The organism is Streptomyces rectiviolaceus (assembly GCF_039533825.1).
Taxonomy (GTDB): domain Bacteria; phylum Actinomycetota; class Actinomycetes; order Streptomycetales; family Streptomycetaceae; genus Streptomyces; species Streptomyces rectiviolaceus.
On record NZ_BAAAUG010000081.1, the window covers coordinates 1 to 12,311 of the forward strand.

At 70.2% G+C, this 12,311-nt stretch carries 14 protein-coding genes and 1 pseudogene; 6 read left to right on the forward strand and 9 right to left on the reverse strand.

The features are described from left to right. Positions 1 to 118: 118 nt before the first annotated feature. Together ABD378_RS22945 and ABD378_RS22950 are read right to left on the reverse strand one after the other, a co-directional pair. Positions 119 to 304 carry a hypothetical protein gene (locus ABD378_RS22945; protein ID WP_344523134.1) on the reverse strand — a complete coding sequence of 62 codons (186 nt, stop codon included), beginning with the start codon at positions 302 to 304 and terminating at the stop codon, positions 119 to 121. Positions 305 to 392: 88 nt separating this feature from the next. Further along, entirely contained in the window at positions 393 to 914 is a 522-nt protein-coding gene (locus tag ABD378_RS22950; protein ID WP_344523136.1) for an Asp23/Gls24 family envelope stress response protein, read from the reverse strand. Between the two features lie 241 nt (positions 915 to 1,155). Here ABD378_RS22950 and ABD378_RS22955 point away from each other — a divergent pair, with 241 nt between their 5' ends. The 4 genes from ABD378_RS22955 (at position 1,156) to ABD378_RS22970 (ending at position 3,400) form a co-directional block, all read left to right on the forward strand. After that, complete coding sequence (locus ABD378_RS22955) at positions 1,156 to 1,743, forward strand: RNA polymerase sigma factor (protein ID WP_344523138.1); 588 nt, start codon at positions 1,156 to 1,158, stop codon at positions 1,741 to 1,743. Then, positions 1,734 to 2,420 carry a hypothetical protein gene (locus tag ABD378_RS22960; RefSeq protein WP_344523140.1) on the forward strand — a complete coding sequence of 229 codons (687 nt, stop codon included), beginning with the start codon at positions 1,734 to 1,736 and terminating at the stop codon, positions 2,418 to 2,420. The genes ABD378_RS22955 and ABD378_RS22960 overlap by 10 nt, the downstream gene beginning before the upstream one ends. Beyond that, positions 2,417 to 2,776, forward strand: a complete 360-nt coding sequence (locus tag ABD378_RS22965) for an Asp23/Gls24 family envelope stress response protein (RefSeq protein ID WP_344523142.1) — start codon at positions 2,417 to 2,419, stop codon at positions 2,774 to 2,776. The genes ABD378_RS22960 and ABD378_RS22965 overlap by 4 nt, the downstream gene beginning before the upstream one ends. A gap of 117 nt (positions 2,777 to 2,893) precedes the next feature. Then, positions 2,894 to 3,400: an SRPBCC family protein gene (locus ABD378_RS22970; protein ID WP_344523144.1), complete on the forward strand. Its 507-nt coding sequence runs from the start codon at positions 2,894 to 2,896 to the stop codon at positions 3,398 to 3,400. On the opposite strand, the gene ABD378_RS22975 is transcribed toward ABD378_RS22970, so the two are convergent. Further along, on the reverse strand, positions 3,369 to 4,919 hold the full coding sequence (locus ABD378_RS22975) for a purine-cytosine permease family protein (RefSeq protein ID WP_344523146.1): 1,551 nt from the start codon (positions 4,917 to 4,919) through the stop codon (positions 3,369 to 3,371). The two genes, ABD378_RS22970 and ABD378_RS22975, sit on opposite strands and share 32 nt — an antisense overlap. A gap of 156 nt (positions 4,920 to 5,075) precedes the next feature. Then, a complete protein-coding gene (locus ABD378_RS22980) occupies positions 5,076 to 6,548 on the reverse strand; it encodes a UDP-N-acetylmuramoyl-L-alanyl-D-glutamate--2,6-diaminopimelate ligase (protein ID WP_344523148.1) in 1,473 nt (490 codons plus the stop codon). A gap of 593 nt (positions 6,549 to 7,141) precedes the next feature. On the opposite strand from ABD378_RS22980, the gene ABD378_RS22985 reads away from it, so the two are divergent. Both ABD378_RS22985 and ABD378_RS22990 read left to right on the forward strand, forming a co-directional pair. Next, positions 7,142 to 7,879 (forward strand): chitinase, encoded by a 738-nt coding sequence (locus ABD378_RS22985; RefSeq protein WP_344523150.1) that lies wholly within the window; start codon positions 7,142 to 7,144, stop codon positions 7,877 to 7,879. Between the two features lie 182 nt (positions 7,880 to 8,061). Beyond that, positions 8,062 to 9,288: a cytochrome P450 gene (locus ABD378_RS22990; protein ID WP_344523152.1), complete on the forward strand. Its 1,227-nt coding sequence runs from the start codon at positions 8,062 to 8,064 to the stop codon at positions 9,286 to 9,288. 42 nt (positions 9,289 to 9,330) lie between these two features. Here ABD378_RS22990 and ABD378_RS22995 read toward each other — a convergent pair whose 3' ends face one another. From ABD378_RS22995 to ABD378_RS23015, 5 genes and pseudogenes are all read right to left on the reverse strand, one after another. After that, on the reverse strand, positions 9,331 to 10,596 hold the full coding sequence (locus ABD378_RS22995) for a cytochrome P450 (protein WP_344523154.1): 1,266 nt from the start codon (positions 10,594 to 10,596) through the stop codon (positions 9,331 to 9,333). After that, positions 10,593 to 11,207 carry a GTP-binding protein gene (locus tag ABD378_RS23000; protein ID WP_344523156.1) on the reverse strand — a complete coding sequence of 205 codons (615 nt, stop codon included), beginning with the start codon at positions 11,205 to 11,207 and terminating at the stop codon, positions 10,593 to 10,595. Before ABD378_RS23000 ends, ABD378_RS22995 begins: the two co-directional genes overlap by 4 nt. Beyond that, positions 11,188 to 11,550: a DUF742 domain-containing protein gene (locus ABD378_RS23005; RefSeq protein ID WP_344523158.1), complete on the reverse strand. Its 363-nt coding sequence runs from the start codon at positions 11,548 to 11,550 to the stop codon at positions 11,188 to 11,190. Before ABD378_RS23005 ends, ABD378_RS23000 begins: the two co-directional genes overlap by 20 nt. After that, positions 11,547 to 11,966 carry a roadblock/LC7 domain-containing protein gene (locus tag ABD378_RS23010; protein ID WP_249591702.1) on the reverse strand — a complete coding sequence of 140 codons (420 nt, stop codon included), beginning with the start codon at positions 11,964 to 11,966 and terminating at the stop codon, positions 11,547 to 11,549. Before ABD378_RS23010 ends, ABD378_RS23005 begins: the two co-directional genes overlap by 4 nt. Before the next feature lie 114 nt (positions 11,967 to 12,080). Continuing rightward, positions 12,081 to 12,311, reverse strand: a pseudogene (locus ABD378_RS23015) (ATP-binding protein); the annotation flags it as partial.

The window sequence follows — 12,311 nt, forward strand, 5'->3', positions numbered from 1 at the left end:
GTTCCTCGGCCGGCCTCGACCGCGCCGGGCGCCAGGGCCTCCGTCGCGGCGCGCTCCGCGATGCGGCGCACCGCGCGGTCCGCGATGGTCGTCGCGCCGCGCTCCGGGGCGGGCGTGGTCATCGGCGCTCCTGGTCACGCCCGCCGAGGAAGGCGCGGATGTCCGTGCCCTCGTCCACGAGACGTCCCACGACGAAGCCGACCGCGCCGAGCGCGGCGACCAGAAGGAACGCGCCGAAGCCGCCGAACCACCCGGCGAACCCCAGGGCCATGCCCGCGATCAGACCGCCCAGAGCTGTGCTCACCACTCACCTCACACCACAGAAAGAGGACGTCTCACACCACGGACAACGGACAGGTGACGTGACGGCTGGGCCCGCGTGGGGCGGGGCGCTACTCGACGCGCGTCTCGCCGCCGGATTCCGCGGTGTCGTCGTCGGGCAGGTGGACGTCGTTGACGGCGACGTTCACCTCGACCACCTCGAGGCCGGTGATGCGCTCCACCGCCGAGATGACGTTCTCGCGCACGTCGTGGGCGACGTCCGTGATGGGCACGCCGTACTCGACGACGATGTCGAGGTCGATGGCCGTCTGCCGCTCTCCGACCTCGACCTTCACCCCGCGCCCGACGTTGGGGCGCCCGCCGGGAACGCGGTCGCGCACGGCGCCGATGGTGCGGGACAGGCCGCCTCCCATGTCGAACACGCCGGGGATCTCGCGAGCCGCTATCCCGGCGATCTTCACGACCACGACATCGGCGATGGACGTCTTGCCCCGCGTCGCCGCCGGCTCGGTCGCGCCCGTACCGCCCGTGACGGTGGTGGCTCCGGGAGCGCTCTGCCGCACCCCGCCGGTGAGGTCCTTCTCGGTGCTGCCGGATACGGCCGCGTTCGAAGTGAGGTCCTGCGTCGCCATGGTGGCATCTCCTCGTCGTCGGGGTTCTCTCGGTGGCAGTGCTGGCAGTGCTGACTGTGCTGTCGGTGCTGGACCGTGTGAAGGGCTCTCTTCGGCCTTCTCCGGCTCTGACCCGGGTACCCCGGCTGCGTTACGCGCCTCGCGGGAATTTCTTCTCCCGGCAGGTAGCGTTCCTGGGCCGCGTAACGCGGAGGGCCCTTGGTGTGTCGTACGACCACGACCGAAGTGAGAGGAGCCGCGTGTGCCGGGCGACCGGGGCGGAACAGCCGAGGAAGCGGATGCGTCATCGAGACGTGAGGACGGCCTACTCGCGGTACGGGCGGCGGAAGGTGACGAGGAGGCCTTCGAGGCACTCGTGCACCGCCACGCACCCATGGCGCTGCGCCTGGCCACGCGCCTGCTCGGGAGCCGTCCGGAGGCGGAGGACGCCGTGCAGGATTCCTTCGTCAGTGCCTGGCGCAAGCTGCCGGAGTTCCGCAGGGACGCGCAGTTCGGTACGTGGATCTACCGCATCGTCACCAACCGCTGCCTGAACGTGTTGCGCTCGCGGCGGCCGGTGGTGGCGCTGGACAGCCTGCCCGAGCCGCCCGCGCCGGAGCACGAGGTCTCGCCCGCGCGGGCCGCCGAGGGGCATGCCGCCGTGGAGGACCTGGCGCGGGCGATGGAGGGGCTCTCGCCGGAGCAGCGGGTGTGCTGGGTGCTGCGTGAGCTGGACGGCGCGCCCTACGAGTCCATCGCCGAGACGGTCGGCATCAGTCCGGAGGCGGTCCGCGGCCGGGTCTTCAGAGCGCGGCGCTATCTGACGGAGGCGATGGCGGCATGGCGATGAACGGGGAATCCGGACCGGACGACGAGCGGGAGGCGGGCTTCGGAGTGCTGCCTGAGGACGAACTGCTGCCCTGTGGGCGCGAGTTGTCACACGTATGGGAACAGTGGGAGGCGGGCGTGCCCGACCCGCACGCCGACGGCTGCCCGCACTGCGCACAGGCTCTGAACGCCTTGCGACACCTTGAGGGGATCGTCACGCAGACGCGCGACACAGCGCCGCGGGAGCCGGACACCTCCGCGCTCACCGGCCGTGTCATGGACGTGGTGCGCCTTGAACTGCGGCCGGGCCGGACGCTGCCGCTCGGCGACGAGGACGAGGACGCGTGGATCGTGGAGGCCGCCGCCGCCAGAACGGTGCGGGCGGCGGCCGAGTCGCTGCCGGGCGTGCGCGCGGGCAGCTGCCGCATCGATCCGCTGGACGACCCCGCCTCACCGGCGCCCCCGGGGCGTCTCGCGCGAGGGCCGGTCAGGATCCGCATCGAGGTGCAGGTCCCGCTCACGTGGCACCTGCCGCAGGTCGCCGACCGGGTGCGGAGCCGGGTGCTCGACGCGGTGGACGGCGAGCTGGGCATGCGGATCGCGGTCGTCGACGTGACGATCACCGATGTCATCGACGACAGCGACGACAGCGACGGCAACGACGGCAGCGACGACAGCACCGAAGGGCGGCAGCGGTGAGTGATCGAGACGTTTCGCGCGTCCTGGCGGACGCCGTCATAGAGGCGGTTCTTGCCACCCCGGGGGTGGCCTTCCTGCGGCCGGGCCTGGTGGATCTCCTGCGGTCGTCGGCCGTGTGGAGGCGGGGGCTCCCCAGCACTCCGGCGGGCGCGGCGGGCGTGCAGGTGCGGCGGCAGAAGGACACCCAGGACTGGAGCGTGGAGGTGTACGTCGTCCTGCACCGGGGGCGGCGGGCCCTGGACGTGACCCGAGAGGTGCGCTCGGCCGCGGCGGGGGCCGTCCAGCGGGTGACCGGGGAGCGGGCTGTTCCCGGGGCGGCCGTCACCGTCGCCGTCACCGTGACCGGACTGGTCTGAGGCCCCGAGGCACTTTGCGGCACTCTGCGGCATCCGGATCCTCCCTCGTCGCGCGGGCGAGGGGCTGACATTCATGCTACCGGTGAGTAAGGTCGCGGGACGAGGATCGGAGTTGTCATGACCCGCACGTTCACAGTGTCCCGAAGCATCCTGGTCGAGGCGTCACCACAGTCGGTGTACGAGCAGGTGAGCCGGCCCGGTCTGATGGGGCGCTGGAGCCCCGAGAACCTCGGGGCGACCGTGCCCGAAGGCGAAGTGCCCGCCCGCGTCGGCCTTGTCTTCGACGGGCACAACAAGCGCGGCCCGTTCCGCTGGACCACGCGCTGCACCGTGACCAAGGCCGAGCCGGGCCGGCGCTTCGCCTTCCGCGTGCACGCGATCGGGCTGAAGCGCCCCCGGCTGCGGGCCCCGATCGCCACCTGGGAGTACCGGTTCCAGGACAGTGACGGTGCTACCAAGGTGACCGAGACCTGGACGGACGACAGGCGCTCCTGGCCCACCTTCGTGGCCAACGCCTTCGACCGGCTGGCCACGGGCGGGCACACCTTCGCGGTCTTTCAGGTCGGCAACATCGACCGGACCCTGAAGAACCTCAAGCGGGAGCTGGATTCGGCTCCCCGGTGATCGGAGTGATCGGAGCGATCGGCGTGTCGGCCGCGCGCACCCAGCGCGGCCCATCGGGCCCGTACACCCCGCGCGGCTCGGGGAAGGCGGCGAGCAGGGCGAGGTAGACGACCGCAGCGACGGCCGCCCCCAGCGGGAGGCTGATGTCGGCGCCGTTCGCGAGGTCGCCGAGCGGCCCGACGAACTGTCCCGGAATGTTGGTGAAAAGGACGCCGGTCACCGCACCGGTCCACCAGGCCGCCATGCCACGCCAGTTCCAGCCACGGGCGAACCAGTAGCGGCCCCCGTGCTGTCGGCGGGTGAAGACCTGCAGCGCCTCGGGGTCGTACCAGCCGCGCCGCGTGACGTAGCCGAGCATCATGACGATCATCCACGGCACGGTGCAGGTAATGATCATCGTGGCGAAGGTGGAGATCGCCTGGACCAGGTTGAAGCCGAATCGGCCCACGAAGATGAATGTGATGGACAGCGCGCCGATCAGAACGGTGGCCTGGACGCGGCCGAGCCGCGGGAAGACCGAGGAGAAGTCGAGGCCGGTGCCGTACAGCGCGGTGGTCCCGGTCGACATGCCGCCGATCAGCGCGATCAGGCAGACCGGCAGGAAGTACCAGGCGGGCGCGATCGCGAGCAGGCCGCCGACGAAGTTGGGGGCGGCCGGGTCCATGTACTTGGGCGCCTGCTCGGCGATGATCGCCGCGGTCGCCAGGCCGAAGCCGAACGGCAGCACCGTGGCGATCTGCGAGAGGAAGGCCGCTCCCATCACCTTGCGGCGGGGCGTCTCGGCCGGGATGTAGCGCGCCCAGTCACCCAGGAAGGCGCCGAAGGAGACCGGGTTGGACAGCACGATCAGCGCGGCGCCGATGAAGGACGGCCAGAACAGGTCCTGGGTCGCCTGGTCGGCGTCCGGAGTGAAGACCCCGGCGTACGAGGGGTCGAAGTCCCCGGCGAACGCGGCGAGTCCAAGCACGAACAGCAGGGTCGCCGCCACGACCGCGATCTTGTTGACGAGCAGCATGAAGCGGAATCCGTAGACACACACGGCGAGGACAAGCGCCGCGAAGACGGCGTACGCGCAGCCGTAGGCCACATCGCTCTCCGGCACGCCGAACAGTCGGTGCGCCCCGCCGATGAGCGCGTCCCCCGAGCTCCACACCGACAGGGAGAAGAACGCCACGGCGGTGAGCAGGGAGAGGAAGGAGCCGACGATCCTGCCGTGCACGCCCAGGTGCGCCGACGAGGAGACGGCGTTGTTCGTGCCGTTGCGCGGCCCGAACACCGCCATCGGGGCGAGCAACAGCGCGCCGATGAGCAGTCCGACGAGCATCGCGGCGAGCCCCTGCCAGAAGGAGAGGCCGAACAGGATCGGGAACGCCCCGAGCACACAGGTGGCGAAGGTGTTGGCGCCGCCGAACGCGAGCCGGAACAGATCGAGCGGCCCCGCGGTGCGGTCCGCGTCCGGGATGCGTTCGACTCCGTGCGTCTCGACCTCGGTGACGGACGGAGATGGCTCCTTGGGCACAGGCAAGCTCCCTGGGTGACGGCACCACGGCGTACGAGGTGCTGTGGCGGAAATGCAGGGACCGTAAACGCCGTGCGCCCCACCGCACCAGTGCCCGATTCGCACTGCGCGCGCCGAGGCGATGGATGAATCGCACACCCAGCCGCGTGGTCGCCCCTACAGCGCGTCGAGTTCGCGGACCACGGTCATGTCGTCGAAGGGGATGAGCTGTTCGCCGACGATCTGGTGCGGTTCGCTGCCCTTGCCCGCGACGAGCACGATGTCGCCCCGCCGCGCGACGGACAGCGCGTGCGAGATCGCCGCGCGGCGGTCGGCCACCCGGTGGAAGGGCGTCCCGGTGGAGGTCAGGCCGGGGACGATCTGGTCCAGGATGATCTCGGGGTCTTCGTTGCGGGGGTTGTCCGACGTGACGACGCACAGATCGGAGTGACGGCCCGCGATCTCGCCCATCAGGGCACGCTTGGTGATGTCACGGTCGCCGCCGCAGCCGAAGACGGTGATCACGGACCCGGTCGCGAAGCCGCGGATCGTGGCGAGGACCTTCTCCAGCGAGTCCGGAGAGTGCGCGTAGTCGACGATCACGCAGACTCCGCCCGTGGTGGTGAAGCGTTCGAGCCGGCCCGGGGTGGGCGGCATCCGGTCCAAGGCCTCGACGAGGGCGGGCAGTTCGTGCCCCAGCAGATGGCAGGCCGCGAGGGTGGCCAGCGCGTTGGACACCGAGAAGCGGCCCGGTACCGGGATTGCGGCAGGGTATTTGCGGCCGTCGTGGTGGAGCGTGAAGCGGGCGCCCACCGCGTCCATGACCAGGTCGCTCGCACGGTAGTCGGCCGGTGCGTCCAGGCCGTATGTGGTCACAGCGCCCGGCATCAGGGCCATGATGTCGGCGCTGACGGGGTCGTCGGCATTGACCACCGCGCGTTCGCAGAGACCCGCGAAGAGGCGCAGCTTGGCGTTCTTGTAGTGCTCCATGGTCCCGTGGTCGTCCAGGTGGTCCTGGGTGAGATTGGTGAAGACACCGACGGAGACGGGCACATGGTCAAGGCGCCGCTGCAGCAGACCCATGGAGGTGGCCTCGAGCACCACGCTGCTCGTGTCCCGGTCGCGCATGTGACCCAGGAGGTACTGCAGGTCCGGCGACTCGGGGGTGCTCAGGACCGACCGCGGCATCGGTATCCGCTCCGTGCCGATCCGGCTCCCCGAGGTGCCGATGACCCCCACCTTCACGCCCTCGGCCAGCCTGAGCGCCGATTCGACCATGTACGAGACGGACGTCTTGCCGTTCGTCCCGGTGATGGCGACGATGTCCATCGTGCGGCCGGGCTCGTCGTAGTACCGGGAGGCGACGAGCGAGGCGGCCGCCCGTGCGTCCTTCACCCGCACCACGCACACCTGTCCGGCGGCCCCCGCGGCCGGCAGCGCGCCGTCCTCGGCGAGGACCGCCACGGCCCCTCGTTCCAGCGCCCGGCTGATGCCCCCGGGCCCGCCCTCCTCATGGCCGGGAACGGCGACGTACAGCGATCCGGACGTAACTTGCCCGGCGTCGAAGGTGATTCCCGCGGTGACCGGGACTCCCGGGTCACCGTGCAGAACGTGGTGGTCATGGCCGTCGAGCAGTGCACTGAGCTTCAACAACAGTCCCCTCGGAGGCGGCTCACGGCGCACCGCGCACGCCCGGCCTGAGGGGCAGGGGCGACGGGGAGCCGGAATCCGCGGTGATGCGCGTAAGGCGAGCGGGGCCCCACAGGGGGGATATCTGCGTGCGGGCCGAAGGGCCAAGACGGCCGAGGAACGCTACCTGTGCGCCGCACGACTGGTCGCAGAGGACCGGATCCGGGTCGTGGAGGGCTGATCACAGATGGCCGGGCGGAGCAGGGACCTGCCCGACACTGCTTCAGTGTACGTCCGCGGCGGCTTCCCACAGACGTACCGGAATGTGCCCGGCGATCTCCGCGCCCGACGGCGGACGCCCGAAGGACTATTGACGTGGACGTGTCACTCGGTATGGTCTAGTCCAACGGCAGGAGCCATTCCGGACAGCTGCAGCTTCCGGTGCGCCGGTGTGATCACTGGTGGATCCTGCCGCGTCTCTTCGCGTTCTCTTCGCGTCTCTGCGTGCTTCTCACCCCTCGTGCGCGCTCAAGAGGCGGCCCCACATCCTCCCCCCACCACGTGACGGGTGGCCGTGCACGCGCATGCGCCGACCCGCCAAGGAGTGATCCCCCATGCGTCCTCGTGTCATCGCCGCGCTCACCGCGACCGCGTCCGCCGCCGCCCTCGCCCTCCTGACCCTCGCGCCCAACGCCTCCGCGGAGAAGGCGGACTCGGGGAAGCAGGCCGCGGCGGAATTCCTCGTCAGTGAGGCCCAGTTCAACCAGATGTTCCCGAACCGGAACTCCTTCTACACCTACAGCGGTCTCACGCAGGCGCTCAGCGCCTACCCCGAGTTCACCCAGACCGGCAGCGACACCGTACGCAAGCAGGAGGCCGCGGCCTTCCTGGCGAACGTCAGTCACGAGACGGGCGGTCTGGTCCACGTCGTCGAGCAGAACACCGCGAACTACCCGCACTACTGCGACAGTTCCCAGCCCTACGGCTGCCCCGCGGGCAACGACAAGTACTACGGCCGCGGCCCGATCCAGCTCAGCTGGAACTTCAACTACAAGGCGGCGGGCGACGCCCTGAACATCGACCTCCTGAACAACCCCGATCTCGTGCAGAACGATCCGGCCGTGGCGTGGAAGACCGGCCTCTGGTACTGGAACACGCAGAACGGCCCGGGGACGATGACGCCGCACAACGCCATGGTCAACAGCGCGGGATTCGGCGAGACGATCCGCAGCATCAACGGAAGCCTGGAATGCGACGGGAAGAACCCTGAGCAGGTGCAGAGCCGGGTCAACAACTACACCCGGTTCACCGGGATCCTCAACGTCGCCCCGGGCGACAAGCTCAGCTGCTGAGACGATCCCGGCCACCGGGTGCCGCTGCTCCCCCTCGCCCCACCGGCTTCGATCCGGCGGGGCGAGGGGTGATTTCCGGCCAACATTAGTGCAGCGCTCAACCGTCGGCCAGGAGGGGCTGGTTGGCTCAGTAAGTGATCAATAGCCTGGTGGGCGTTGCCTGTCTCTGACCTAGGAGCTACATGTCCACCGCGCAGCAGGTCCCCGACATCCTCTCGCCCGAGTTCGCCAAGGACCCGTACCCGGCCTATCGAGTGATGCGGGAGAGCGCGCCGCTGTTCTGGCACGAGGCGACGCAGAGCTGGATCATCTCGCGGTACGAGGACGTCGAGCGCGTGTTCAAGGACAAGGCCTCGCAGTTCACCACGGACAACTACGACTGGCAGATCGAGCCCGTCCACGGCAAGACGATCCTCCAGCTCAGCGGCCGGGAGCACTCCGTGCGGCGCGCACTCGTCGCACCGGCGTTCCGCGGCAGCGACCTCCAGGAGAAATTCCTGCCCGTCATCGAGCGCAACTCCCGCGAACTCATCGACACCTTCCGGCACACGGGCAGCGTGGACCTGGTCGCGGACTACGCCACCCGCTTCCCCGTCAACGTGATCGCCGACATGCTCGGCCTGGACAAGGGCGACCACGCGCGCTTCCACGGCTGGTACACCACCGTCATCGCCTTCCTCGGCAACCTCGCGGGCGACGCCGAGGTCGCGGCGGCCGGCGAGCGCACCCGGGTGGAGTTCGCCGAGTACATGATCCCGATCATCCGGGAGCGCCGCGACAACCTCGGGGACGACCTGCTCTCCACGCTGTGCGCCGCCGAGGTCGACGGCGTACGCATGAGTGACGAGGACATCAAGGCCTTCTGCAGCCTGCTGCTCGCGGCGGGCGGCGAGACCACCGACAAGGCCATCGCCAGCATCTTCGCCAACCTCCTGATGCACCCCGAGCAGCTCGAAGCCGTCCGGCAGGACCGCACCCTGATAGCGCGCGCCTTTGCCGAGACCTTGCGCCACACGCCGCCCGTCCACATGATCATGCGGCAGTCGGCGACCGAGGTGGAGGTCACCGGCGGCACCATCCCCGCAGGAGCCACCGTCACCTGCCTGATCGGCTCGGCCAACCGTGACGAGCGGCGCTACAGCGAGCCGGACCGCTTCGACATCTTCCGTGCCGACCTGACCACGACGACCGCGTTCTCCGCGGCCGCCGACCATCTCTCCTTCGCCCTCGGCCGCCACTTCTGCGTGGGCGCCCTGCTGGCCAAGGCCGAGGTGGAGATCGGCGTCGGCCAACTCCTCGACGCGATGCCCGACGTACGGCTCGCCGATGGCTTCGACCCCGTCGAGCAAGGGGTGTTCACCCGCGGCCCGCAGTCGCTGCCGGTGCGGTTCACCCCCGTCACCGCCTGACCCCACCGGGGCGCCGCCCGAACGTGGCGCCCCGGCACCGCTTCAGTGCGCCGCAGGCGTGAACTGCACCGGCAGCGAGGTCAGACCGCGCATCCAGATGGACGGGCGCCAGGTCAGCTCGTGCGGCTCCACCGCGAGGACGAGGTCGGGGAGCCGCTCGAGGAGCGTCTCGACCGCCGTCCTCGCGATGACGTCGGCGAGGAGCGGGGCGGGGTAGGGGCAGCGGTGCTCGCCGTGGCTGAAGGAGAGATGCGCGGAGTTCTCCGGGCCGACATGCGACTCGGGCCAGATCTGCGGGTCGGTGTTGGCCGCGGCGAGGCCGAGCACCAGGCAGTCGCCCGCCCGGATCTGCCGCCCGCCGAGCTGGGTGTCGCGCACCGCCCAGCGGCCGATGAAGTTCTGGGTCGGGGTGTCGAGCCACAACACCTCGTTGAGCGCCTCGCCCACGCTCAGCCGCCCACCGGACACGTTGAGGGCGAACCGCTCGTCGGTCAGCATCAACCGCAGCGTGTTGCAGATCCAGTTGGCCGTCGGCTGCTGGGCCGCCGCGATGATGGAGATCAGGTCCTGGACGATCTCCTCGTCGGTCAGGCCCGCCGAATGCTGCAGCATCCGCGACGTGACGTCCGCGCCTGGTTTCTCCCTCTTCTCCTTGACCAGGAGCTGGATCCGCTCGCCGACGCGGGTGTACGCCGCCACGGGGTCGTCGCCCTCATGCGCGTCAAGCGAGATCCGCAGGTCGTCCACGAGCTGCTGCGTGTCCGTACCCTCGTGCGGCATGCCGCACATCTGCACCGCGGCCACCATGGGCAGCGCGTGCGCGTACGCGCTCATCAGCTCCGCCTGGCCGCTGCCGGCGAACGAGGCGATGAGCCGGTCGGCGATCCGGGCGCTGTCCCGGGCGAGTTCGAACTGGTCGACCCCTTCGAGGGCCTCCGTGATCACCCCGGCCCGCCGCCGGTGCTCCTCGCCCTCGGTGAACAGGACCGAAGGCTGGTAGCCGACGAACGGCAGCAGCGGCCAGTCGGCGGGAATGTGCTCCCACTGGTTCCAGCGGCGCGAGTCACGGGCGAACAGCTCGTCGTGTCCTGTCACATAGCTGACCTCGGAGTAACCGAGCACCAGCCAGGCGGGCACGTCCCCGTCGAGGAGCACCGGCGCGACCGCGCCGTGCTCCCTGCGCAGGCTGCGGTAGAGCTGCGAAGGCGTCTGCTGGTACTCCAGGCCGCCCAGGCGCACCGCGCCCGCGTGGGCCGGGCAGCCGGGCGGCGGGCTCTGCGGAGAGGGGGATCCGGTCGGCTCGGTCACGGTGTCATCTCCTGGGCCATGGCCAGTGCGTAAAGGTGGTCCACGAGGGTGATCAGGACGTCCTTGCCGGACGATCTCACCCGTGCGTCGCAGTCGATCAGCGGCACATGGTCGGGCAGCGCCAGGGCCTGGCGGATCTCGTCGAGGGAGTGGGCGGAGGTGTCGTCGTCGAACCGGTTGACGGCCACCACGAACGGCGTCTTGTGGTGCTCGAGCCGGTCGATGGCGTACCAGGAGTCGTCCATCCGCCGCGTGTCGACCAGGACGACGGCGCCGAGCGTGCCGGAGAAGAGCCGGTCCCACAGGAACCAGAAGCGCTCCTGTCCCGGCGCGCCGAACAGATACAGCACCACACGCTCGTTGAGGCTGATCCGGCCGAAGTCGAAGGCCACGGTCGTCGTGGTCTTGGCGGCCACGTCGGCCGTCTCGTCGACGCCGATGCCGGCCTGCGTCATCACCTCTTCGGTGTTCAGCGGACGGATCTCGCTGACCGACCGGACCAGCGTGGTCTTGCCGACCCCGAAGCCGCCCACGACGACGATCTTCAGGCCGGTCTCGGCGGTGTCGGACAGCGGCGTACGGGAGGGCAGCTCAGATGTTGCGGAGCCCATGGAGCACCTCCTTGAGAAGGGCGGAATCGGGGATCGACGCGGCCGAGCCGGCCGCGCGGGGATGGCGGGCGGTGATCCGGCTCATCGCGAGCAGGTCACCAAGCAGGATCCGCACCACCGTGATCGGCAGCTTCATCTCCGCGGCGATCTCCACCACGGCCGTCGGATGCCGGCACAGTTCGAGGATCCGTACGTGCTCCGACTGCATCCCGGCAGTGGGCTCGCACTCGCTCACCACCAGAGTGACCAGGTCGAACGAATCGTCGTCGGCGCGGCTGCGGCCACCGGTGACCGTGTACAGCCTGTCCGGATCACCGATGTCCACGGGCCTGCGCGGCGTCACGAGGAGCCGCTGCCTTCGTCCTGAGCGCGCGGCTCGGCGCGCAGATGCTCACCGATCTGCTCGACCAGTTCGGTCATCTGATGGCCCACCACTCCCGGATCGGCGTTCTCCTCCGCCACGACCGCCAAGTGCGCCCCAAGACCGGCTTCGACGATGAAGAGCAGCCCGCCGTGGAATTCGGTCATGGAGTGCCGGACGCCTCCGGTGCCGTCGCCGAACTCCATGGAGGCGCCCTGGGCCAGTGCCTGGATGCCGGAGCAGATCGCCGCCAGCTGGTCAGCCTGGTCGAGCGTCAGATGCTCGCTCCAGCACAGCTTCAGGCCGTCCCGGGAGAGCACCAGGGCGTGCCGCGTACCGGGGGTGCGCTTCAGGAGGCTCTGCAGGAGCCAGGTCAGGCTGTTGTCAGTGGTCTGCATGGTAGGCGGGGCGAGATGCGCCGGTTCTCCGGTCACCTGCCCGTCCCTCCAATCTCACGATCTCGAGCGGGGAAGGGGGCGCCAGAGCCCGGGCGCCGTGCGGGAGGCTTCGGTCTACTCGGCGGGCGGCGGCCCGGAATCGGCGGGGGACTCGGGCGTCGCGGGGGAACCGGGCACGTCGCCCGCGGCCCGCCGCGCACGGTGGAAGGCACCGAAGCGGGAACCGGCGTCACGCGGCGGAAGGCCCGCCTCACCGGAGAGCGCCCCGGCCCCCGCCGCGCCGTCGGACGCCGCCCTGCGCTGCAGGCGCTCACGCTCAGCCTCGGCCATGGTGCGGCCGGGGGC